At 72.1% G+C, this 23,667-nt stretch carries 17 protein-coding genes and 1 CRISPR repeat array; of the genes, 14 read left to right on the top strand and 3 right to left on the bottom strand.

Going from position 1 to position 23,667, the window contains the following annotated elements; translation table 11 throughout:
• The first annotated feature begins 536 nt into the window (after nt 1-536).
• From ACH4S7_RS23725 to ACH4S7_RS23690, 8 genes are all read left to right on the top strand, one after another.
• Entirely contained in the window at nt 537-1,133 is a 597-nt protein-coding gene (locus ACH4S7_RS23725; RefSeq protein WP_398523255.1) for a TetR/AcrR family transcriptional regulator, read from the top strand.
• The gene (locus ACH4S7_RS23720) at nt 1,130-1,984 is read left to right on the top strand and encodes an SDR family NAD(P)-dependent oxidoreductase (RefSeq protein WP_398523254.1); all 855 of its coding nucleotides are present in this window, start codon (nt 1,130-1,132) and stop codon (nt 1,982-1,984) included. Before ACH4S7_RS23725 ends, ACH4S7_RS23720 begins: the two co-directional genes overlap by 4 nt.
• Nucleotides 1,985-2,103: 119 nt before the next feature.
• Nucleotides 2,104-2,437: a CRISPR direct-repeat array (repeat unit 29 nt; unit sequence GGGACCACCCCCGCGTGCGCGGGGAACAC).
• A 691-nt stretch (nt 2,438-3,128) separates the two neighbouring features.
• Nucleotides 3,129-3,995: a helix-turn-helix domain-containing protein gene (locus tag ACH4S7_RS23715; protein WP_398523540.1), complete on the top strand. Its 867-nt coding sequence runs from the start codon at nt 3,129-3,131 to the stop codon at nt 3,993-3,995.
• A gap of 126 nt (nt 3,996-4,121) precedes the next feature.
• The gene (locus ACH4S7_RS23710; protein WP_398523253.1) at nt 4,122-4,988 is read left to right on the top strand and encodes an ABC transporter ATP-binding protein; all 867 of its coding nucleotides are present in this window, start codon (nt 4,122-4,124) and stop codon (nt 4,986-4,988) included.
• Nucleotides 4,989-5,116: 128 nt separating this feature from the next.
• On the top strand, nt 5,117-6,181 hold the full coding sequence (locus tag ACH4S7_RS23705) for an iron-siderophore ABC transporter substrate-binding protein (protein WP_398523252.1): 1,065 nt from the start codon (nt 5,117-5,119) through the stop codon (nt 6,179-6,181).
• Nucleotides 6,178-8,280 (top strand): iron ABC transporter permease, encoded by a 2,103-nt coding sequence (locus ACH4S7_RS23700; RefSeq protein WP_398523251.1) that lies wholly within the window; start codon nt 6,178-6,180, stop codon nt 8,278-8,280. Before ACH4S7_RS23705 ends, ACH4S7_RS23700 begins: the two co-directional genes overlap by 4 nt.
• Nucleotides 8,281-8,377: 97 nt before the next feature.
• Nucleotides 8,378-9,499 (top strand): peptidase C39 family protein, encoded by a 1,122-nt coding sequence (locus tag ACH4S7_RS23695; RefSeq protein ID WP_398523250.1) that lies wholly within the window; start codon nt 8,378-8,380, stop codon nt 9,497-9,499.
• Between the two features lie 50 nt (nt 9,500-9,549).
• Nucleotides 9,550-10,782: a GNAT family N-acetyltransferase gene (locus ACH4S7_RS23690; RefSeq protein ID WP_398523249.1), complete on the top strand. Its 1,233-nt coding sequence runs from the start codon at nt 9,550-9,552 to the stop codon at nt 10,780-10,782.
• A 246-nt stretch (nt 10,783-11,028) separates the two neighbouring features.
• On the opposite strand, the gene ACH4S7_RS23685 is transcribed toward ACH4S7_RS23690, so the two are convergent.
• The gene (locus ACH4S7_RS23685) at nt 11,029-11,190 is read right to left on the bottom strand and encodes a hypothetical protein (protein ID WP_398523248.1); all 162 of its coding nucleotides are present in this window, start codon (nt 11,188-11,190) and stop codon (nt 11,029-11,031) included.
• A 317-nt stretch (nt 11,191-11,507) separates the two neighbouring features.
• On the opposite strand from ACH4S7_RS23685, the gene ACH4S7_RS23680 reads away from it, so the two are divergent.
• From ACH4S7_RS23680 to ACH4S7_RS23670, 3 genes are all read left to right on the top strand, one after another.
• Nucleotides 11,508-12,071, top strand: a complete 564-nt coding sequence (locus ACH4S7_RS23680) for a dihydrofolate reductase family protein (RefSeq protein WP_398523247.1) — start codon at nt 11,508-11,510, stop codon at nt 12,069-12,071.
• Nucleotides 12,072-12,676: 605 nt separating this feature from the next.
• Nucleotides 12,677-13,354, top strand: coding sequence for a TNT domain-containing protein (locus ACH4S7_RS23675; protein ID WP_398523246.1), 678 nt, complete (start codon nt 12,677-12,679; stop codon nt 13,352-13,354).
• Nucleotides 13,355-13,361: 7 nt separating this feature from the next.
• The gene (locus tag ACH4S7_RS23670) at nt 13,362-13,595 is read left to right on the top strand and encodes a hypothetical protein (RefSeq protein ID WP_398523245.1); all 234 of its coding nucleotides are present in this window, start codon (nt 13,362-13,364) and stop codon (nt 13,593-13,595) included.
• Nucleotides 13,596-13,909: 314 nt separating this feature from the next.
• Here the strand turns inward: ACH4S7_RS23670 and ACH4S7_RS23665 are convergent, their stop codons facing one another.
• Entirely contained in the window at nt 13,910-14,548 is a 639-nt protein-coding gene (locus ACH4S7_RS23665) for a beta-glucanase (RefSeq protein ID WP_398523539.1), read from the bottom strand.
• Nucleotides 14,549-14,881: 333 nt separating this feature from the next.
• On the opposite strand from ACH4S7_RS23665, the gene ACH4S7_RS23660 reads away from it, so the two are divergent.
• Complete coding sequence (locus ACH4S7_RS23660; RefSeq protein WP_398523244.1) at nt 14,882-18,274, top strand: BTAD domain-containing putative transcriptional regulator; 3,393 nt, start codon at nt 14,882-14,884, stop codon at nt 18,272-18,274.
• A gap of 73 nt (nt 18,275-18,347) precedes the next feature.
• Here ACH4S7_RS23660 and ACH4S7_RS23655 read toward each other — a convergent pair whose 3' ends face one another.
• Nucleotides 18,348-19,415 carry a LuxR C-terminal-related transcriptional regulator gene (locus ACH4S7_RS23655; RefSeq protein ID WP_398523243.1) on the bottom strand — a complete coding sequence of 356 codons (1,068 nt, stop codon included), beginning with the start codon at nt 19,413-19,415 and terminating at the stop codon, nt 18,348-18,350.
• Nucleotides 19,416-19,553: 138 nt separating this feature from the next.
• Here ACH4S7_RS23655 and ACH4S7_RS23650 point away from each other — a divergent pair, with 138 nt between their 5' ends.
• Both ACH4S7_RS23650 and ACH4S7_RS23645 read left to right on the top strand, forming a co-directional pair.
• The gene (locus ACH4S7_RS23650) at nt 19,554-19,877 is read left to right on the top strand and encodes a hypothetical protein (protein ID WP_398523242.1); all 324 of its coding nucleotides are present in this window, start codon (nt 19,554-19,556) and stop codon (nt 19,875-19,877) included.
• A gap of 328 nt (nt 19,878-20,205) precedes the next feature.
• Nucleotides 20,206-23,514, top strand: coding sequence for a S8 family serine peptidase (locus tag ACH4S7_RS23645; RefSeq protein WP_398523241.1), 3,309 nt, complete (start codon nt 20,206-20,208; stop codon nt 23,512-23,514).
• The last annotated feature ends 153 nt before the right edge of the window (nt 23,515-23,667 follow it).

The raw sequence follows: 23,667 nt of genomic DNA, 5'->3' as shown, positions 1-23,667 counted from the left end.
TCCCAGTATCACCGTCGCCCGCGCCTGCGGGACGGCGATGAGCCACCCGCGGTGGCCGGAGGGCGTCGTCGCGGAACGTGTTCCTACGCGGTGCGCGGTCCTCCGGCGGCCGTCCTCCGGGACGGTTGAGGAAGGAGTGCGCCAGTGGACCGGGTGTGCCTACGACGGGTGACGGTCCGGGGCGGCCCGCGCGGGGTCCGCCCGCGCAGCGATTGTGACTTGTTCACGTCCCGGACCGTGCCGTCGAAGCGTCCCGGGCACCACGGCGTTCATGGTGCGGCCCGGTCAGCCGGCCCCGGCTCCGAGCGCGTGGTGACGACCGACGTGGGGAGCGACCAGTGCGAGGTCCGGGCGCCCGTGCGGAACGGGGGGGCCGGAGAGAGCGTTCACCGGGAGGAGACTCGCCGCTCCACGTGAATCACGCCGCCCGCAGCCGGTCGCGCGTGGGCGGCGCGGAGGCCACGCCCCGTCACGCCACATTGACGGCGGGCAGAGGCACTTGACAGCGCGACAGTCGCGGAATGAATATTCATTCCGTGACCCCACGGAAGCCTGCTCTCGCTCAGTCCCTCATCGACGCCGCCATCGCGCTGTTCGCCGAACGCACCTACGAGGGAACCCAGATGCCCGCCGTCGCCGAGCGGGCGGGGGTCGGCGTGGGGAGCATCTACCGGTACTTCCCCAGCAAGGAGGCGCTGGGGAACGCCGCGTTCCAGCACGCCAAGCGTGATCTGCTGGAACGGCTGGCGGGCGCGGTGACCGAAGGCGGGCCGACCGCTTCGATCCGGGTGGAGTTCGGGCGCTTCTGGCGGGGCTTCGCCGAGTACGCGACGGACCGGCCGGACGCCTTCGTCTTCCTGGAGCACCAGCAGCACGACACGTATCTGACCCCCGAGAGCAGGGAACTGGCCGCGGAGATCGACCGCGTTGCCGCTGACTTCATCGCCCGTGGACAGCGGGCCGGCGAGATCCGCGAGGGCGACGCGGGGCGGCTGGTGGCCCTGGCCCTGGGGGCGTTCGCGGGTCTGGTGCGGTTCCAGCGCCCGCACGGGCTCTCCGCTCTCGACCGTGACGCCCTCGATCAGGCGGAGGCGGCGGTCTGGGATCTTCTGCATCGAAAGGACGCGTCATGACCACACCGCGGACCGTACTGATCACCGGCTGTTCCTCGGGCCTGGGGCGCGAGGCCGCGCTCGCGCTGCACCGCCTCGGTCACCGGGTGCACGCCACGGCCCGGCGACCCGAATCCCTCGCCGACCTGGCGGCTCTGGGCATCAGCACCCACGCGCTGGACGTCACGGACGAGGAGAGCATGACCGCGGCGGTGGCAGCGGTCGAGGAGGCGGACGGGCGCGTCGACATTCTGATCAACAATGCGGCGTACGGACTGCACGTGCCGGTCGAGACGGCGTCCTCCCGGGAGATCAGGGTGCAGTTCGACACCAATGTGTTCGGGCTGGTGCGCATGGCGCAGCTCGTCCTGCCCGGGATGCGCCGGGCCGGGCAGGGCAGGATCGTCAACATCTCGTCGATGGGTGGCCGTTTCTCACCGCCGGGCGGGGGCTTCTACCACGCCACCAAGCACGCGGTGGAGGCCATCAGCGACTCACTCCGCCTCGAAGTGGGCGGGCTCGGTGTCCGGGTGGTGGTGGTACAGCCCGGGCCGACCATCACCGGGTTCGGCGCGACCGCGGTCGCCACCATGGGGCACGAAGCGGTTCCCGGGGCGGCGGACCCGTACGCGGACTTCCGCCGTGAACTGGCCGCCATGTACGCCGGTCGCACCTTCACCCGGCGGGGCGGCGCCGTCTCGGCGGAGACGGCCGCGCGGGTGCTCGTGCGCGCCGCGACCACCCCCAGGCCGCGCGCCCGTTACGCGATCGGGGCCATGGCCCGGTCGACCATGCTCGCCAAGCGACTACTGCCGGACTCGGCGTTCGACGCGCTCATGCGGCGTAGCTTCCCGTTGCCGCGAACGGTCTGAGCGACGACGGCCGGGGCCGCCGCGGTCCACCGCCGGGCGGGCGGTGGACCACGTCAGAGGCACAGAGCGCCGCCGAAGCAGGAGCGGAGGGCGCGGGTGGTGTCGGTGGCGTTCAGGTGACGGGAGGCCCCGCGTGCGCGGGGAACACAACAACGGGGAGGGAACGGGCAAGCTGGACGGGGGACCACCCCCGCGTGCGCGGGGAACACGGAGGTGGGGGTCACCCGCTGTCTCGGCCGGGGGGACCACCCCCGCGTGCGCGGGGAACACCACCCGGTGTCCCGCTGGCTGGGAACGACCGCGGGACCACCCCCGCGTGCGCGGGGAACACACCACGGCCCTGCACGACAACCCGGCGGCAGGGGGACCACCCCCGCGTGCGCGGGGAACACTCCGGGCTCGGAGTCGAGCCACCGCGTGTCGAGGGACCACCCCCGCGTGCGCGGGGAACACCCTTCGTGACCTGCGATTTTACCTCGGCGGGTGCCTGTTTTTGTCAACTTCCCAAGATTCGGACATATTTCACTTCCAGTGATCGAGGGGCCGTGCGAGGGCGCCATGAATGAATCACGGTGCCCGAAGGCACGGTCACACGCCAACGATAGACAGCCGACGCCAAGGGGACGACACATCGTCCCGTTTCCTGTACGTGGTCCAGAACGCAGAAAGACGGCGTCATCCACGCGGGTCGCCCCTCGCCCTCCGAGTCCGCCCCGACTGCGCGGGGGAGTGGTGGTTCGTTGCGTCGGGTTGTCACTGCCAGGCACCGGCCACTGGCCTCCCGTCGATGGCTAGGGTCCGATGGCCGGCCGTCGCTGTCCTGGGGAACCGGCGGCGCGCCGATGCTTCCAGCGTGTGCGCCCCCTCACGCCCCGTGTTCGTGGGGGACGGCAACCCCAGCCGCCGGGGGGCCGTGGGTGAGCGCGATCGGATGCGTGAGGCCCGGCGTCACCGCAAGCCGTAGCACGGAAGCCCGCCAGGATCAGCGCGCCGCGTTCGGCACGGAGATCGACTCCACTCCGGGGCCCGACCTCCCGCTCCGCCCGGCGATGTGGGCCCTGACGACCGTCCCGGCGAAGGCTCTGGAATCAGTCCGGACCGGGGCGCCGATAGACTTCTCGTCATGGTTCAAGCGTCCCCCGGGATGTGGCGGCGCGAGGTGGGCACCGTGGTCCGGCGAGCCGAGCCGCTCCCCGAGTCGGCGTCCGCCATCCTCGCCGCATCCCGGATCGTTCCCGCCCCCACGGAGTGGTCGGCCCACGCGCACCCCCTGCATGAGCTGGTCTGGGTGCGTGGCGGAACACTGACGTCCCGCGTGGGCGACCGCGTCTACACCGTGGTCGAGGGGTACGGGTTGTGGATGCCCGTCGGAATGGTCCACGAGGGCCGGTCGACGGCGAGTGCGGAGCTCTTCAGCGCCTTCTTCGCTCCCGATCGCATACCGTTCGCGTTCACGCAGCCCATGGCGATCACGATGACGACGTTGCTGGAGTCGCTGCTGACCCATCTGTCCGCTGCGGACCTCGACCTGGAGGCGAGGGCGCGGGCGGAGTCGGTGGTCTTCGATGTGATCCGACCCTCGGAGCGTCAGTTCGCGTTGCGGTTGCCCGGCGATCCGCGGATCGACGCCATCGCCGAGGCCCTGCTGGACGACCCCTCGGACGGCCGCTCGCTGGAGGAGTGGGCGCGGCTGCTGGGGACCAGCGACCGTACGATCACCCGTGCCTTCCGTCAGGCGACGGGGCTTCCGTTCGCCCAGTGGCGCCAGATGCTGCGGGTGCACCGGGCGCTGATGCTCCTCGCCGAGGGCATCGACGTGACGACGGTTTCCGAGGTGCTCGGCTACGCGCAGCCCAGCTCCTTCATCGTCGCCTTCCGGCGGGTCATGGGGACCACGCCGGGTGCGTTCTCCCATGCGGCGGTCGGTCCGTCGGGGGATGTCCGGAATTCCGTATCGCGTGACCAGAACTCCGGATTGTCGCCACAGCAAGCGGAATATAGGGTTCACTGAGTTAGGTAACCCTTAGTTTCTGTTCTCTGTGTGCGGCGCTGCCGTGCATGGGCGAGCGTGGCCTGCCCGGTGACATCGGACAGAGGTTGCCGCAGTCCCCGCCCCTCCGACCGTCCGGACATCTTCGTGTTCACCAGTCTCTTCCGGTCTGCCGGGAAACCCCCTGTCACCCCTGCCGCCGCTCCGGTGGCCGCGCTCATCGGGCACGACCTGGTGCTGCGCTACGACGGCAAACCTGTCGTGCATGGTGTCTCGGTCGCCCTGGAACCCGGCCGGGCGACCGCCCTGGTGGGGCCGAACGGCAGTGGGAAGTCCACGCTGCTGCGTGCGCTGTCCCGACTGCACCGGGTGGACGGTGGCCGGGTGACGCTCGGCGGCGCCGAGGGAGAGCACGAGCGCGACGTGGCCCTGCTCAGCTCCCAGGAGTTCGCGCGCGAGGTCACGCTGTTCTCCCAGGCGAGGCCCGTTCCCCAGGGACTGACGGTCGCGGAGGTCGTCGCGTTCGGGCGCCATCCCTACCGGCGCGGCTTCGCCGGACCGAGCGTTGAGGACCGGAGCGCTGTCGACAACGCCATGCGGGTCACCGGAGTGCGGGACATGGCCGGACGGCAGGTCGGAGAACTCTCCGGTGGGGAGATGCAACGTGTCTGGCTCGCGGCCTGTCTGGCCCAGGACACCGGCGTCGTCCTGCTCGACGAGCCGACCAACCACCTCGACCTGCGCTACCAGTTCGAGACGCTCGACCTGGTTCGGGACCTCGTCGAGGAGCACGGCATCGCGGTCGGGATCGTGCTGCACGACCTCGATCAGGCATCCCGGATCGCGGACACCATCGTCCTCATGCGCTCGGGCCGGGTGTACGCGGCCGGCGCACCCGCCGATGTCCTCACCGCCGAGAACATCGGCGAGGTCTACGACATCCGCGTTGAGGTGGACTTCGACCCCCGAACGGGGCGGCTCCGTATCGATCCGCTCGGACGTCACCTCTCCTGAACACGGTGGAGCGCCTCGCGGAACGCCGCACCGGCCGTTTCACCTGCGACGAGCCGCCCCCGAAGACACCGACGCGCGTTCCCCGCGTCGCCCTCATCACCCACATCACCCGCGAAAGAGGAATCCTCATGAACCGTACCCGTCGCCTGGCGCTGTCAGCCTCGACCGGACTCGCGCTGCTCGCCGTAACCGCCTGCGGAACGACCGACGTCGACAAGGCGACGAGCGGCAGCGCCACCAAAGCGGCCCCCGCGTCCAAGGACTGCGCCCAGGAGACCACGACCACCTCGACGAAGCCGGTCTCCTTCAAGGACGGCGTCGGCCGCCAGATAAAGCTCGACAAGCCCGCCGAACGGATCGCGGTCCTCGAATGGCAGCAGGTCGAAGACGCACTGACCCTCTGCGTCACCCCCACCGCCGTCTCCGACGCCAAGGGATACCGCACCTGGACCAGCGCGGAGGAACTGCCTGCCGGTGTGACGGACATCGGCACCCGTGACGAGCCCGATCTCGACACCCTCTACGCGGCCAAGCCCGATCTCATCGTCGTGGAGGCATTCGGCGCCCAGGACGAGATGATCAAGAAGCTGGAGAAGCGGGGCGTTCCCGTGATGGCCACCCGAGGAGCGGACCCGAAGGACCCGATCGGGAACATGCGGAAGGTGTTCAGCATGATCGGCGAGGCGACCGGACGCACGGACCGGGCGGATCAGGTGCTCAAGGAGTTCGACCAGCACCTCGCGACGGCGAAGCAGCGGGTCGCCGACGCGAACCTGCCGACCAAGGACTTCCTGTTCTTCGACGGCTGGCTTGAGGGAGGCAACCTGACCGTACGCCCCTACGCGGACGGTGCCCTGTTCACCGAGATCGGCAAGGAACTCGGCATGACCCCGGCGTGGACCAACGACGTCAACAAGAAGCACGGCGACGGGGGCGTGGACGCCGCCTACGGCTTGGCGCAGACCGACGTCGAGGGGCTCACCTCCGTGGGCAACGCCAATCTCTTCTACGCGAACGACGATGGCGCCGGCGGTTACGTCGCGGCGCTGAGCAAGAACCCGATCTGGAAGAAGCTCCCCGCCGTGAAGGAGGGCCGCGCCCACGCGTTCCCGGCGCGGGTCTGGGGCGCCGGTGGTCCGCGCTCCTGCGCCCAGGCGATCGACGCCTACGTCGACGTACTCGACAAGAAGTGAGCGCAGTACGCGCGGCGGCCCCCGAGTCGGGGCCGCCGCCGAGCCCGGCGCGTGGCAGCGGCCCCGCCGGGGCGGCCGTCCTGGCACTCCTCCTCATCGCGACCGTGCTCGTCGGCATGTGGCATCTGACACAGGGGACGTCGGGCGTCGGCGTCAGCGACCTGGTGCGCCATCTCGCGGGGAAGGGTGACAGCGCCCACGGGGCGCCCGTCGGCGAGATCCTCACCGGCTCGCGCCTGCCGCGGCTGTTCGCGGGCGTCGCCGTCGGCTTCGCCCTTGGCTGCGCGGGCGCACTGCTCCAGTCCGTCACCCACAACCCGCTCGCCTCACCCGACACCCTCGCGGTCACGTCCGGGGCCTACTTCACCCTCGCGCTCATCGCCGCCCTCGGCCTGAGCGTCCCACTGTGGGCGTCGGGCGCCGTCGCCTTCGCGGGTGGCCTCGTGGCGGCGGCACTCGTGCTGCTCCTCTCGGGCCGCGCCGCGGGCACCGCGGGCACTCGCCTCGTCCTCGCCGGATCGGCAACGGCCATGGCCCTGGACGCGGCGACCGGGATGTTCCTCATCCTGTTCGACCAGAACACGACCGGTCTCTTCGCCTGGGGGAGCGGCTCGCTGGCGCAACTGAACATCGACGCGTCGATACGCGCCGCCCCGCTCGTCGCCGTGACGCTGTGCCTGGCCCTGGCACTGTCCCGACGGCTGGACGTGATGCACCTGGGCGACGACGCCGCGTCGACCCTCGGCGTGCCGATCCGGACCACCCGTGTCACCGCCGTGATCTGCGCGGTACTGCTGACCAGCACGGCGGTGACCCTGGCGGGTCCGATCGGCTTCGTCGGTCTGGGCGCCCCCGTCCTCGCCCGGCTGATCGCGGGACGGGTCCACGCCTTGCGCCAGCACCTGTTCCTGATCCCCGCGGCCGGGCTGCTCGGCGCGCTGCTCATTCTGCTCGCGGACGCGGCCCTCCGTGCGATCCAAGGGGCGGACGGGGCCGCCGCCATCCCCACCGGCGTGCCGACCGCACTGCTCGGCTCCGCCATCATCGTGGTCCTCGCCCTGAGACTGCGTGACACCGGGCAGATCCGGCACCCTCCGCGCGCGAGGGTCGCCGCACGCTCGCGCCGCGCGTTCCTCGTCGTCACGTCCGGCGCGGTGCTGCTGCTTGCTGGAGCAGCCCTCATGGCCGTCCTCGCCGGGAGCCTGTGGCTGCGGACCGGGGACATCGCCCTGTGGCTCCAGGGCACGGCTCCGAACCTGGTGGGTCAGGCGCTCGACGACCGGGTCCCGCGCGTGACCGCCGCGATCCTGGCCGGCGCGGCGCTCGGACTGGCCGGTTGCGTCGTGCAGGGTGCAGTGCGCAATCCACTGGCGGAGCCCGGAGTGCTCGGCATCACGGCGGGCGCCGGTCTCGGCGCGGCGAGCATCGCGACCTCGGGACTGTCCGGTGGGCGGACGGTCCTCGTCGTGGTGGCGGTCGCGGCCGCGCTGATCACGTTCGCGGTGATCGCCCTGCTGGCCTGGCGCGGTGGATTCCTGCCCGACCGGTTCGTACTGATCGGCATCGGCATGGGATACGGCCTCAGTGCGGTCACCACCTTCCTGCTGCTGCGCGCGGACCCGTACAACACCCCCCGAATCTTCACCTGGCTCTCCGGTACCACCTACGGCCGGACCTTCCCCGACGTCGTCCCGGTCGCGATGGGCCTGGCGCTCGCCCTTCCCGTTCTGCTGTTCCTGCGCGGTCGGCTCGATCTGCTCGCCGTCGACGAGGACACTCCGCGCATCGTCGGGGTCAGGGTGGAACGCACCCGCTTCACCGCTCTGGCGATCGCCGCGGTGCTCGCGGCGCTCAGCGTGGTCGCCGTCGGCGTCGTCGGCTTCGTGGGGCTCGTCGCCCCGCACCTCGCCCGATCCCTGGTGGGCGCCCGGCACGGCCGTTCGATCCCGGTCGCGATGCTGCTCGGTGGCGTGCTGGTCTGCGTGGCGGACGCCGTCGGCCGTACCGTCGTCGCTCCCGCGCAAGTGCCGGCGGGCCTCATGATCGCGCTCATCGGCGGACCGTACTTCGTGTGGGTGCTCCGGAAGTCCCGCGCATGACCCCACGGCAGGGGACAGGGGTTCGCGCCCACGGCTCCGGCCCTCCCCCTCGCCTCTCTCCGCCCCTCGTCCCCGCCATCCCGCTAGGAGTACCGGAATGCCTCCCCGCCAGAAACCGCCCGAGTCGCCCACTGAGCCCGAGCGCCCCGTGGAGAGCTTCGCCCCCTACGAGCCCGACGCCCCGCCGCCCGGGCTGGTGCCGCTCGTCGGCGACGAGGTGTCGGAGCGCTGGCGTACCGTCGACCGCTCCGCCCATGCGCCTCGTCTCGTGGCCGTTCCCGGAGGCGAGGGCGAGGAGTGGACCGCTGCGGCACTCGTGACAGCACGTCCGAACACGGCCTATCTGAAGATCGTCGACGCCGTCGGCGATGTCCGGGCGGCCGTGGAGGCGGTCGTCACCCTCGCGGGCCGCCGAGGGCTCGCACAGGTCAAGTGGGAAGGGTGGACGGCGCGTGCCGAGGACGTCGCCGCCACCGGATTCACCGTGTTGAAGCCTCCGCTGACGCAGTCGGAGGGTGCCGCCGGACCGGCTGCCGGATACGTCCGCTGGCTGCGCGAAGGCGTCACGACCACACCTCCGTACTACGGGCAGACCACGCACTTCACCTGCGGAGCCGTCACCGCCCTGGTCGCCCAGGCGCACGCGGGTACGTTGGAGTGGGAGGCACTCGACCGGCAGGCGGAGCTGACGCTGTGGCGCGACGCCACCAACTTCCCCGCGTGCGAGCCCGTCGGGCTGGGTGTTGCCGTGCACCGGGCCTGGCCCTCGTCCCCGGTCAAGGTCCACCTGGACGCCGAACAGCCGGTGCTGCTCGACCACTACCCGGAGAATGATCGGGAGTGGCGTGCCCTGCTCCAGGGCGCCTCCAGGAAGGACGCGGAACGCACCGGTGTCCCCATCGACCCGCACCGTCTCTCCCTGAGCGCGGTCCGGGAATCGATCGGCCGACGCGAGCACGTACTGCTCCTGCTCTCGCTCGCCGAGATGCAGGGGTTCGACGTGCCGCACTGGGTGCTCTGTCACGGCGTGGTACCCGGCGCCATCGTGATCGAGGATCCGTGGACCAACGCGACGACGGGTGACACCTGGGTCGACGCCCATCTCCTGCCAGTGCCCGACTCGTCGCTCGACATGATGTCGGTCCTCTCGCCGGAGGGTTTCCGCGGTGCGGTGACCATCGGCCGTCCGCAGGAACGGGACGCGACGCCACGCTCATGAACGAACACCATGATCCACTGTGCCGGTGCTTCGGGAAGGAAGCGACAGCGATGGAGATTCGACCCACAGCCGACGACGACCTGGAGGTCTTCGTCGACACGATCCACACGGCGTTCGGGCACTTTCCGGAAGCCCCTGTCGCGGAGAGCGGACGCTGGTGGTCGGCGCTCGAAATGGACCGCGGCCTGCTCGCCCTGTCCCAGGACGGCCGGCCCGTGGGCACCGCCGCCGCGTACTCTTTCGAACTCACCCTGCCCGGTCGGCACATCGCTCCCGTCACCGGGGTGAGCGCGGTCGGCGTCCTGCCCTCGCACCGGCGGCGGGGCGTGCTCAGCGCGTTGATGCGGCGGCAGCTCTCCGAGGTGCGGGCCCGGGGGGAGTTCCTCTCGGTGCTGCTGGCTTCCGAGGCTCCGATCTACGGCAGGTTCGGCTATGGACCGGCGACTTTCACCACCCGGCTGACGGTGCCGCGTCACCGAGCCGCCCTCGCGGTACCCCGGTCGCCTATGTCGGCCGACGCACCGGCGTCCGACGCCGACAGCAGCACGGTCGAGGTGATGCGGCGTTCCGAGTGCGGCAGGATCCTCGAAGAGGTGTACGACCGGTACCGCCGCGCCCAGCCCGGCGCGCTGTCCCGGCCGCACCGCTGGTGGGCGTTGGGAGCGGGACAGGCGCCGGTCTCCTCGTCACCGCGCTACATCGCGGTCCACCGGGACGCCGACGGGGTGGCGGACGGGTACGCCAGCTACTCGATCGGCGATGGCAGCACCTTGACGGTCGACGAGACCATCGCCACCGATGACGCGGTCTTCATGGCCCTGGCCCGGTTCGTCCTCGGGCACGACCTGGTCTCCCAGATCGTGTTCCGGCACGTCCCGCCCGAGCACCCACTGCGCTGGCAGCTCGCGGACTTCCGGGCGGGCGAGGTCGGCGAGTACGCCGATTGGCTGTGGGTGCGTCTCCTCGATGTCCCTCGCGCCCTGACAGCACGCGGCTGGTTCACGGACGGCGACCTCGTCCTCGACGTGGACGATCCGTTCCTCGGCGAGCACGGCCGCTATCTGCTGACCGTCCGCGAGGGCAGAGCTGCCTGTGTCCCCACCGGCCGGCAACCCGATCTGTCGCTGGACGTCCGCGACCTGAGCTCGCTCTACCTGGGCGGCATCGCCCCCAGTACGCTCGTCCGCGCGGGACACGTCCGGGCCCACCATCCGGGCGCCGCCGCCCTGGCGGACGCGCTGTTCCGTACAGAACGCCCCCCACACTGCCTGCACTGGTTCTGAGCGCCGCCTACGCGGGCCCACACCAGGTCAGTTCGTCCGACCCAGATCCAGCGCGCGCGACGAGGTGTTCCGACAGGACGCAGGTAATCGCACCGGCGCCCCCAGGTCCTGCCTTCGACAGGGGGGACACCGTCATACCGGGCCCGGAGGCCAGCGGCCCCACGGTAGGAGTCGTTGGCGTCCCGGCTGACCGAGCTGGCCGCGCGCCCGCTGGGCGGTGAGGCTGCCGAGGCGTTCCCCGATCGGTTACGCCGGGTCCGCGCGGGTCCTCCCGGTGCGGGTGTCCCAGTGCGCGAGGGCCTGGTCCAGCTCGGCGCGGGCGGCCTTCAGCGCACGCTGGTGCTCGCGGTCCGCCGTGACTGCGGCCAGGTGGCCGCGCGCCCGCTGGGCGGCGCGCGCCTCCTCCACCTCGTCGGTGTCGGCGCGCGCCCGGCGCAGGGCCTCCTCCGGTGTTCACTTGTAGCGCCGCCCCGGCCGGTCTGTGGGGCGATTGTGGGAATTGCACCGACCGGAGGGACCTGCGACGGTTCCGCCCGCCCCCCCCGGATGCCCGGGGCCGTGCACGTCTCCGGAGCCGGTGCCGGGCCGCGAGCACCGGGCCCGGAAGACACCGGCCGGGCGTCAGGGCACCGGGTGGGGGCGCTATCCGGGTGATCGCGCACCGATGAGCTTCCCGCGTCGCGCCGGTCTGTACGCGGGGGAGCGACTCACGGAAGGCTGGCGCCATGCGGAAACTGATCTACGGAATGAACCTGAGCCTGGACGGCTACATCGCCGCGCCCGGCGACGACATCGGCTGGAGCGTGCCGAGCGACGAGCTGTTCCAGTTCTGGTCCGACCAGTTGCGGGCGACCGACCTGACGCTGTACGGACGCAAGCTGTGGCAGACGATGAGCTCCTACTGGCCGACCGGCGACCAACAGCCCAACGCCACCCCGGCGGAGATCGAGTTCGCGCGCCGCTGGCGGGACATGTCGAAGGTGGTGTTCTCCTCGACCATCCACAAGGTCGACTGGAACACCCGCCTGGTCGCCGACGACGCGGTCGCCGAGATCACCCGGCTCAAGGCCGAGGACGGCGGCCCGATGGACATTGGTGGCGCGACGCTCGCCGGGGCGGCCGTGCGGGCCGGGCTGATCGACGAGTATGTGCTGGCCACCGCTCCGGTCTTGGTGGGCGGCGGCACACCGTTCTTCACCTCGCTGGACAACTGGGTGAACCTCAACCTGGTGGAGACGCGGACGCTTCCCTGCGGCGTGATCCTGACCCGGTACGAGACGAGGCGCTGAGCGCCCATACGGGAGCCACGGGCCGTACCCTCCACGGGTGACACCGGACGACCGCACCAGCATGAGCATCGAGAGACCGGCAGGGTGAAACGGTTCCACCCCGAAGGCGGCACTCCGGTGGTTCGCAGCCGTCCGCTGTTGACTCCGGTGACGCCCGGTTCGGCTGGTCCCTCGCCCTCCGGGCGCTGCACCTCGCAGGGTACGAAGAGCCGGGCGAGCCGGGGGCGGTCGGGTAGCCGCACTCCCCGGCGCTCCGGCGCCGCTCCCGCCCACCGGCACGTGCACGGGCACGGGTGCGGCATTTTCGGCCATGACCCCTGTTCTATGGCTGAATACGGTGCCATGCTGGGGCGGTCGCACTCCTCGCACTCGCGGAAGGGGTCACCCCCGCCACCCGGCCGCGCCGCCCCTCCCGGCCTCCCCACGGGAGGGACGACGCCTGCCCGCGGCCGGGGACGACCGTGGTGGCCCCCGGGAGAGCGGAGCCGGGACCGCGGCCGCGGCGTGAACGTCCGGAAATCGACCTGGTGTTCACCCGCTTGGTGATCAAGGAGATAGCCTGCCCCGGCTTTCCTGGTTGATCATCAGTGTGAGGGGACTTCTGGATGAACCGCATGAGCACCGTACTCGCCGCGCTCGGCGTGACCGCCGGGCTGGTCACAGCCCCCGCCGCGAGTGCGGCCCCGCAGCAGACCGAGCGCCCGAAGGCCGCCGCGCCCCGGCATGAACCCTGCACCGGGGAGTTCCGCAACGACGCGCGGCTCGGGCCGAAATGGCTGCCGAAGAAGCAGCTCGCGCCGGTGGGACCGCTACTGAAGGGCTACCAGCGGACCGGTGCCCTGACACCGTCGGCGTTCCTCAAGAAGTACTGGCAGGGACCCGCGGACTCGGGCGGCTGGAAGTACCCGCCCAACGACGGTTTCGGCGAGGTCAACGGCGAGATAGACAAGGAGCCCACCAAGCTCCGCCCCGGCCAGCGGCTGGACCGGTTCGGCTCCGAGTTCGGCGGCTATCTCGCGCCCGCCGGTGACAGCTACTCCGAACGCGCGCTGCCCCCGCAGAACCTCAACACCCGTGATGCGCAGACCGCTTGCGACTACCGCGTCTACAAGGTGACCAAGCCGTTCTGGGTGTGGCAGGGCTCCATCGCCCCCTGGTTCGAGCAGCCCGGCGGCGGCCAGCAGATCAAGTTGGACCCGGTCTTCCTCAATCCCGGCCAAGACCAGCGGCTGAATGTGAAGTGGCTGCTGGAGCGCGGCTACCTCGCGCCCGTGGCCCTGTAGCACCGCCGTGGACCGCCACGAGGTACGGGCCGCGCTGCGCGCGGCGGGTGTGGCCGATGGCCACTACCGCGTCGAGGGGGTCCATGAACCGGTCCCCACACCCCCTGACTTCCTGTTCCTGCGGAGGTCGTCCGACGGGGCGTGGGAGACCGGGGCGTACGAGCGGGGCGCGTATGAGGTGATCGCCCGGCATACGGACGAGGCCGGGGCCTGCGCCCATCTGTTGCGACTCCTCACCTGAGGAACCGGACGACCGGGATGGACGAGGGGGTGGGGGGGGTACGGGGACTGGTCTAGGCCCTGTCCGGGCGATCTTGTCGGGCCCGCGGCGTTAGCTACGGCACGTCCCCTCGGCCCCTGCGGGCCTGGGGAGACCCCATGCCTCGGCCCCTGCGGGCCTGGGGAGACCCCATGCCTCGGCCCCTGCGGGCCTGGGGAGACCCCATGCCTCGGCCCTTGCGGGCCTGGGGAGACCCCATGCCTCGGTCCTTGCGGGCCTGGGGAGGCCCCATGCGTCTGACGCCGCGGGCTAATCCTCGAAGATCGGCCGGGGACCTAGGGGCGGGTGACTCGCAGGTGGGCCACCTCGAACGACATCTCCGTCACCTCCGGCCCGGGCGCCGGATGGTAACGCCCGGCGCAGACCGAGAGATTGACGATGAGATACGCCCGCCAGCGCCGCCCCACCCCGCGTTGGTCGGCGTAGACCCGTACCCCGTTGACCCACCACACGACCGAGCGGGCGCCGAACTCGACGGTGATGTCCACCCAGTCACCGGGGCGGATGCCGGGGTCCCGGTGGTAACGGAGAGCGTTGTTGACCCGGTTGGACAGCTCCAGCAGATCGGGATTGTCCGGGTGGTACTCGAAGACGTCGACCTCCTGGTCGCCGTCGAGCCAGGTCCAGATCGCCGGCCAGGCGCCGACCACCTCGGGCAGTCGCACCCGGGTGTCCAGCACATCACCGGCCCGGACCAGGAAACCCTCCTCGCTGCCCTCGGTCGTGAGCAGGCCCGCGCTCCATCTGCCGTCCGGACGCCGGGTGGCGCGGAAGGTGCCGGTGCGACTGTAGGAGGGGTCCGTGACCAAATGGTCGAGTTTGTTGTCGCGCGGGTTGATCGGGCCGCCGTTCGGATACGCCCAGGAGCGCCCCGCGACCCATTGGGCGGTCGAGCCGAAGTCGGCGGTGAAGATCGGAGCGGAGGTGTCGGGGGGCTCGGCCGTCCCGCCCGTACCGCCGCCGCGTCGTCCCCAGTGGTCTTTGAGCCAGGTGAGCACGTCGGTGAGCACGTCACTCCTCCCATCGCGGGGTAACCCCCCGGTCCGGGTTCTGCCCACAACGGGCCGATATGTACCGGTGTATTGGCTTCGATATACACATCACCCCGTGGGGTGACAGCGATGAGCCGCCGCCCCACCCGGCCCGACCAGCGATGACGCCGTCCCGGGAGCCGCGGCTCGAACGCACCTCCGACCGCCGGGGGCGCCGGGTGCGACCACCACATCCGTTCCCCGTACGCTGGCACGATGCGTTTCGGGGTACTGGGTCCACTGGCCGTCTGGACGGCGGACGGCGATCCCGTGCCGGTGCCCGAGGCGAAGGTCCGCGCCCTACTCGCCGTCCTGCTGCTGGAACCGGACCGGGTGGTGTCGGCGGACCGACTCGTCGAGGACCTCTGGGGTGGCGGACCGCCCGCCCGCCCCGCCCGCGCGCTCCAGACCCTGGTCTCCCGGCTGCGCGGCGCCCTCGCCCCGGCCGGGGGGCGTGACGCGGTCGTGCACCGCCCGCCGGGGTATCTGCTGCGCACCGGCGACGACGCGGTCGACGCCGGCCGATTCATCGCCCTGGCCGAACGGGCCCGGCACGCCACCGATCCCCGGGAGGGCGCCGCCCTGTCCGGAGAGGCGCTCGCCCAGTGGCGCGGCCCCGCCTTCGCCGACTTCGCGGACGAGCCGTTCGCCCGCGCCGCCGTCGCCCGGCTGGAGGAGCGGCGTCTGCTGCTCTGGGAGGAGTACGCCGAGACCCGGCTCCGGCTGGGGGAGCACGGCGCGCTCGCCGTCGACCTCAAGGAACTGACCGAGCGCCACCCCCTGCGTGAGCGGCTGCGCGAGGCCCGGATGCGGGCCCTGTACGGGGCCGGCCGCCCGAGTGAGGCCCTCGACGTCTACCAGGACCTGCGCCGCCGGCTGGACGAGGAACTGGGCCTGACGCCCGGCCCCGCTCTGGTCTCGCTCCAGCGGAAGATCCTCCGCCAGGACCCGGCAGCCCCACCGGAGGCGCTTCCCGGCCCGCCCCCGGATCCGCCCCGACCCCGTACCAACCTCCCCGCACAGCTCACCGGCCTGATCGGGCGGTCCCGGTCCGTCGCGGACATCCGGGACCGGCTGCGGACGGAGCGGCTGGTGACCCTGGCCGGACCCGGCGGGGTCGGCAAGACCCGGCTGGCGCTGGAGGCGGCCGGCGGGCTGACCGAACCCCCGGCCGGCGGCGTCTGGCTGGTGGAACTCGGCGGACTGCCGCCCGCCACCGGCCCGGAGCCGGACGGCCCCGCCGAAGTGGTCGCCGCGGCCCTGGGCATCCGGGACGACGCCCGCCCCGGCCCACGGCCGGTCACCGGCGCCCACCCCCTCGCGGACCGGCTCGCCGACACCCTGCGCGACCGGCCGCTCCTGCTGGTGCTGGACAACTGCGAACACATCGTGGAGTCGGTGGCCGCGCTGGTGCGGATACTCCTGCGGGCCGCGCCCGGCCTCCGTGTCCTGGCCACCAGCCGGGAGCCGCTGGGGCTGACGGGGGAGCAACTGTGGCCCGTACCACCCCTGGACGTGCCGCCCGAGGGAGCCACGGCGGCCGACGTCGCGCGGTCCGGCGCGGTCCGACTCCTCGTGGCACGGGCCGCCGCCGCGGCCCCCGGCTTCGCGCTGACCGAGGCCAACGCGGACGACGTGGCCGCCATCTGCCGCCGGATGGACGGCATCCCGCTCGCCATCGAACTGGCGTCGACCCGGATCCGGGCCCTCGGCACCGCCGGGCTCGCCGAACGCCTCGACGACCGGTTCGGGCTGCTGACCGCCGGACGGCGGGACGCCCCCGCCCGGCAGCGGACGCTCCGCGCGGTCATCGACTGGAGCTGGGAGCTGCTGACCGCCCCCGAACAGGCGGTGCTGAGCCGGCTCGCGGTGCACGCCGACGGCTGCTCCCTGGCGACCGCCGAGGCCCTCTGCTCGGGCGGCGCCGTGACACCCGCCGAGGTCGTGGACCTGCTGGCCCGGCTCGTCGACCGCTCCCTGGTGGTCGTCGCCCATGGCACGGACGGGCCGCGCTACCGCCTCCTGGAATCGCTGGCGGCCTACTGCGCGGAACGGCTGCGCGAGACCGCCCCCGGAGCGTCGGACTACGGCACCGCACAGGCCACCGACACCGAGTACGACCGGCTCCGCCGCGCCCACGCCCACTACTACACGGCGCTCGCCGAACGCGCCGACGCCGGCCTGTGCGGTGCCGGCCAGCGCCGTTCGCTGGCCCGGCTCGACACCGAGACGGCCAATCTGCGCTGCGCGCTCGACACCGCGGTCGGCACCGGGGACGCCCCGCTCGCCCGGCGGCTCGTCCACGCGATGGCCTGGTACTGGTACCTGCGCGGCAGGCTCACCGAGGCCGCCCGCTCCCTGGCCACCGCCCTGGCGGTACCCGACCCGGCACCCGGGCAGGGCGTGCACCCGGCCCCCGGCCGTGCGGCGGTGCGGGCCTGGCACGCCGGAATGACCCTGCTCGCGGGTGAACCGGCCGGCTCACCACGGGACCCCGGCGCCCCACTGCGGCTCCACGAGGCCGTCACCGACCCCGGCGAACGCGCCCGCGCGGGCTGGTTCCTGGCGCAGGTGACGACGGTGTCCGGTGTCATGACGGCGGGGGAGGAGCTGGTACGCCGGTCACTGGACGACTTCCGGGCCCTGGACGACCGCTGGGGCGTCGCCGCGGCCCTGGGCGTACGGGCGGTGCAACGACGCGTCCGTGGCGAGCTGGCGGCCTCCCGACGAGACGGCGAGCGGAGCCTCACGCTCTTCCGGGAGATCGGCGACCGCTGGGGGCAGCTCCAGGCAGCGGGCGCGCTCGGCAGGATCGCGGAGATCGAGGGCGACTACCCGGCGGCGGAGGCCCGGCACCGGGAGGGGCTGCGCATCGCCGAGGAACTGACCCTGTGGACCGAGGTGTCCGTCCGCTGGTCAGAACTGGGCCGGGTCGCCCTGCTGGCCGGCGACGGCGAGCGGGCCGACGCGTACCACGAGCGGGGACGGCGACTGGCGGTCGAGCACGGCGACCGGCGCGCCCAGGAGTTCGCCGAGGTCGGTCTCGCGCTCGGCGCGCGACGGGCGGGCCGGCTCGACGCCGCGGAGGCGTATCTGCGCACCTGGCTGGAGTGGAACCGCCGGTTCGCACCGGCCACCGGGAGCGCACTCCTGTTGACCGAACTCGGCTTCGTCGCCGAATCGCGGGGGGACGCCGGTGCGGCGCTGAGTCTGCACACGGAGGGGTTGGCCGCGGCGCGCGGGACCGGTGATCCCCGGGCCGTGGCCCTGGCCCTGGAAGGGCTGGCCGGTGCCCACCGGTTGGCGGGCCGCCACGACCGGGCGGCCGGCCTGCTGGGCAGCGCGGCCCGCGCCCGCGCGTCGGTGGGCGCCCCCCTGCCGTCGGGCGGAGGGGTCGACGCCGAGCGGATCTCGGCGGCCGTACGGGCGGCGCTGGGCGAGGCCCGCTTCCTGGCCGCGTATGCCGGGGGCGCCGAGGATGCCGCGTACGCCGGGGAGTCGGCGTTCGTCGGGGACGCGAGCGGGACCGTGGCGGCCCGACCGCACCGTACCGGCGCCGCCGACGGGCCGGGCCCGCGTCTGTCCGATCCGGCCGAGCGCTCCGGATAGGCCGTCCGGCCTTGTCGCCGTACCGGCGGGGGGTACGGGGCGGTTCCAGGGGCGCCGACCGCCTGGGGACTCGTCAGGTCCCCCCGGCGGGCTGCACCGGCGATCGTTCCGCGCCAGTTCGCGGCCCCGGCGGAAGGGGCGTATTCGAGCCGTAGGGAAGCCAGCCGGCCATCACGGCGAGGATGCCGGCCTCGAAGCGGCTACGCGCGTCAAGTCGCCGCAGCAGCTCGGCGACGATACGGCGTGCGCTACGGGAGGAGATGCCGAGGCGCTTGGCCACGGACTCGTCGGTGTGCCCCTCGGCCAGCAGCCGCAGCACCTCCCGCTCCCGGCGGTTCAACTCGCTCTCCCCGGACGGCCGTGGGGCCTCACCGAAGGGATGGGCGACGGTCCAGGTCTGCTCGAAGAGCGCGCAGAGCGCGATCAGCAGGCTCTCACCGCGCAGGACCAGCGCGGCGTCCCGCGCGTCACTGACGTCGATGGGGAGCACGGCCGTCGAGCGATCGACGATGATCATGCGAAGGGGGAGGGAGGGTGCGGTGCGCACCCGGGCCCCGCAACGGTTGAGCCATTCCACGTGCCACAGGGTCGGGGCATGATTTCGGACGCTGTCCAGGTACACGGTCCGTAACTGCACACCGCGTGCGAGCATGGCGTGGTTGGGGCCGCGGCTGGCGCGCAGGTCCTCGTCACTGTGCCCGCCACCGGGGGCGAAGGTCATGACGGATCGCTGTGCGCTGTCGCCGAGTTCCGCCAGGCGCTGACGAATGGTGTCGATACCGTGGAGACGCTCCACACTGTCGCCCGAGCCGTGCGGATGCGTGCCAGCGTACTCGGCGAGCATCCGGTCGGCGGCTGCGCGCGCCGACTCCGTGCGTTCCCGCTGGGCGGCGAGTGCGGCTTCCTGACGGGCCAGCAGGATTCCCATGGCCCTCTCCGGTCCGAGCGCCCGGGGGATCTCCGATTCACGGGCGGTGGGGTAGATCAGGGAGAGTTCACTGAGCCTGTCGAGTGCGAGGCCCATGGCTCCGGACGTCAGCCCCAGACGGGCCGCGAGCTGAGACACATTCTCGTCGGGGTTGATCAACATGGCCCGGTATACCCGTTCGGAGACGGTATCCAGGCCCAGTGCCTTCAGCATCGGTTTCCCTGTTCCTGATGGTGGACCGGGAAGCGATTGTGCCGTACGCAAAGCCCCCGGGAAACGGCACCTTCGGCCAAACCACCGCACACTTTCCGCGGGGCACTCACATCAGCGTCTAACCCCCCAGGATCAGACATGTACCTCGTTCACGCTCAGTTGGCGCCGCTCGGCGGCGGGAAGCTTCCGGGAGAGGCAATGAGCCTGGTCAGGGCAAGAGTCCTGCTGGACCGGGACATTCAGCACATCGCCTGCCACCCCGACGGGCCGGGCGGACCGGTGCTCGGGGTCTTCACCTTGGCCGGATCTGTCGAGGAGGCCGAGGACCGCGTCGCCGAGCTCTGTCGCTGCGCTCTGCGCAACAGCCCTGGCCTGCAGGGATTACAGCTCGCCCGGTGTGAGGTCGTGCTCGCGCTGCCGTCATCGGGGCCACCTCCTGAAGAAGGGTCCGCGATGGCCTGATTGGGACACGGCCGGATGCGGCAACATCAATCGCTTCCCCCTCTTCCTGCCGAGTGAGCACCATGAGCACGCCCCCGATCACCACCTCGTGACAGGAATCCCGCCATGCGACGGACTATGTCCCGTTTCCGGAGACCCGACGGCAAGGCGCTGCCGTACGACCTCACCTGGGGCGGCTGACCGATCCGGTGGTCCGCCGCGCCGACCGGGCCGGTGCCGGCACTTCTGGTGCGACAAGGAACGACGACAGATGAGGTTGATTGGCTTGCCGCGACACCCCGAGCGCACAAGGCGCTTCAGACAGACCCAGATATCGATCGTCGCCGCCGTGGCGACCCTGGCCGGCGTCATCACCGGTACGGCGACGGCGGGTGCCGACGACCGCACCGCGGGGCGGCCGGCCCCGGGCCTGACCAGCCCGGGTGGTTCCCCCGCCGGACTCGGCGCGAAACTCTCCCCGCGGCTCGTGGCCCAGGAGGGCCGGGCCACCGTCTTCGTCCAACTGGCGGGCCGCTCCGCCGTGGACGCGTTCACCGCGGACACGGCGCGGGGCGCCGGTCGGACCGCGGCCAAACGCGCCGCCCAGGACGCCCGCCGGGTGATCGGCGAAGTCGCCTCATCGGTCGCCGGGGGACTGCGCGCATCGGACGGCAAAGCCAAGGTCCTCGCGGTCACCTCCAACGCGGTACCCGGCCTCATCGTCGAGGCGGACCTCGGCGGGGTCCGCGCACTGGCCGCCCGCGCCGACGTGGTGTCGATCCGCCCGGTCGTCTCCCAGGAGAAGAGCAGCACCAACTCGGTGCAGCTCACCGGGGCCCTGAACACCTGGCGGCAGACCGGCCGCACCGGCGCGGGCGTCCGCATCGGCATCGTCGACGACGGCATCGACTTCACCCACGCCGCGTTCGGCGGACCCGGTACCAAGGACGCCTACAAGGCGGAGAACCCGGTCGCGGTGAACCCGGCCACCTTCCCGACCCGCAAGGTCGTGGGCGGCACCGACTTCGTCGGCGACAACTACGACGCCTCCGGCAGGCTCGGCTCGACCACCCCGGTCCCCGACGCCAATCCGATCTCCTGCGGCCACCACGGCACGCATGGCGCCAGCATCATCGCCGCCCAGGGCGTCAACGCCGACGGCACCACCTTCACCGGCGACTACGCGAAACTCACCCCGGAGACCGTCAGCGGGATGCGGGTCGGGCCCGGTATGGCACCCCAGGCATCCCTGTACTCGCTCAAGGTCTTCGGCTGCAACGGACTGACCTCCACCCTCACGTCCAAGGCCCTCGACTACGCGCTCGACCCCGACGGCGACGGCGACTTCTCGGACAAGCTCGACATCGTCAGCCTGGCGCTGAGCAGCAACTACAACACCGTGGACGATCCGCTGTCGCTGTTCGTCCGCAAGCTCGCGCGGCACGACGTCCTCGCCGTGTTCTCCGCGGGCAACGGCGGCGACCTCTACGACGTCGCCGGCTCCCCGGGCAGCCTCGCCCCCGAGGCCCTGACCGTCGGCAGCACCCGCGACTCCTACTTCCTGCGCGACGGCGCCCGGATCGAGGAGCCCACCGCGCTGACCGGCGTACGGACCGGGCAGTTCAGCCTCGCCTACACCGGCCTGGACACCCTCGACGCCAGCCGTCAGGTCGTCCCGCTCGCCGCCGACAACGCCCAGGGCTGCAAGCCCTATTCCGCCGCCGACGCCGCCGCGGTCGCCGGGAAGCACGTCTGGATCGAGATGCACATCCAGCGCACCATCGAGGGCCTCGAATGCGGCTCCGTGGCACGTGCCAACAACGCGCAGCGGGCCGGCGCCACCGCCGTGGTCCTCAGCGCGGAACAGGACCACTTCACCTCCCGGCTCACCGGCAGCGCCACCATGCCGATGTTCCAGTTCACCGACACCTCCAGCAAGGCCCTGCGCCCCGCACTGGAGGCCGGCACCCTGAAGCTGCGGCTGGTCGGCTCCGACCGGGCCCGCGTTCCCACCTATGACCACGCCCTCACCGACACCGCGTCGATCTTCACCTCGCGCGGCGTCCGTGGACCGATCGTCAAGCCCGACCTCTCGGCACCCGGCGACACCATCGCGGCGGCCTTCAGCGGCAGTGGCACCGACCGTGCCGTCTACTCCGGCACCTCGATGTCCGCGCCGCACGCCACCGGCATCATGGCCCTCATCCGCCAGGCCCACCCGGGATGGACGTACGAGGAGGCCAAGGCCGCGGCGATGAACACCGCCGGGCACGACATCACCACCGAGGACGGCAAGCCCTTCACCCCGCAGCGGGTCGGCGCCGGCCGGATCGACGCGCTCGCCGCGCTGGACACCAACGCCCTCGCGTACGTCGCCGACGACCCGGGCGCGGTCAGCGCCTCCTTCGGCGTCGTGGAGGCCGCTCAGCGACTCGCCCGTACCAAGACGGTCAAGGTCGTCAACAAGAGTGGCAAGCCGCAGCTCTTCACCACCGCCTACCAGGCCATCGCCTCGATGCCCGGCGTCCGGTTCACCGTCTCGCCCCGCGTCGTGTGGATCCCCCCGCGCGGTACCGCCAAGGTCACCGTCACCCTGCGGATCGACGATGTACGGGCTCTGCGCAAGACGATGGAATCGACCATGGAGGCCGTCCAGGGCGGACTCGCCCGGCAGTTCGTCGCCGACGCCTCCGGACGTCTGGTCCTGACTCCGCGGCTCGGCGCGACCAGGGCCCTGCGGGTGCCCGTCGCCGCCTCGCCCAAGCCCGTGTCCGCCGTCACGGTCCCCGGGTCGGTGAACCTCCGGCACGGCGACCGCGCGACCCTGCGGCTCGGCGGCAGGGGACTCGACCAGGGGCAGGGCGCCGCCGCTTACCGCTCGCTGATCAGCGTCTTCGAGCTGGGCGCCCGTTCACCGCGACTGCCCGACTGCGCCGCGAACGCCACCGGCCGCTGTGTCGTCAACGACACCGCACGCGGTGGTGACCTGCGCTGGGTCGGCGCCGCTTCCACCGCCCCGGCCGCCCGCGCCCAGAACAGGCCCCAGGACGCCCTGGCCGCCTTCTCCGTGGTCACCTGGGGAAACTGGGCCAACATCGGCAGCAACACCGTGCCCTACGTACGGATCGACACCACCGGAGACGGCACCCCCGACTTCGAGTCGTACCTGGTCAAGGCGGCCCGCAGTGATGTGTTGCTGGTCAACACCGTCGATCTGCGCAGGCCCCTGCCGGCCGGGGGATTCGCCTCCGTCGACACCCAGCCCGTCAACGGCCACTTCGGTGACGTCGACACCAACACCTTCGACACCAACGTCGTGGTGCTGCCGGTCCGGCTGAGTGCGCTCGGCATCGACCCGGCCGCCGCCTCCCACCCCATCCGCTACACGGTCTCCGTCGGCGGCTTCTACCGGGCCCCGGGCAGCGCCGTCGTCGACCAGCTCGACGCTCCCGTCAGCTACGACCCGCTGGCACCCGGCCACTGGGTCCAGGGCGGCGGAGCCCCGGCACTGACCCATCTCGCCCGGCCCGGCGACACGCTGACCGTCCACCGCTCACCGGGCGCCGCGACCGACGGCGAACTGCTGGCCGTGCACCACCACAACGGCAGCGGACAGCGGGCCTCCGTCGTGACCGTCAAGGCACACCCGCGCGGATAGGTCCTGCCCGGGCGGGTGGCGGGAGTCCGGTCAGGCCGGACCCCCGCCACCCGCCCCAGGGTCTTGAGAGAGGCCCCGGGGGAGTCCGCACACCACACGGCCCCCGGCCGGAACGCCGACCGGCCGGTGCCCCGCCCCCACCCTCGGGGCGCG

The sequence above is a fragment of the Streptomyces sp. NPDC020965 genome (assembly GCF_044333555.1).
In the GTDB taxonomy this organism is placed as follows: domain Bacteria; phylum Actinomycetota; class Actinomycetes; order Streptomycetales; family Streptomycetaceae; genus Streptomyces.
Note: the sequence above shows the minus strand (reverse complement) of the source record. Positions and strands in the feature narration are given on the sequence as shown.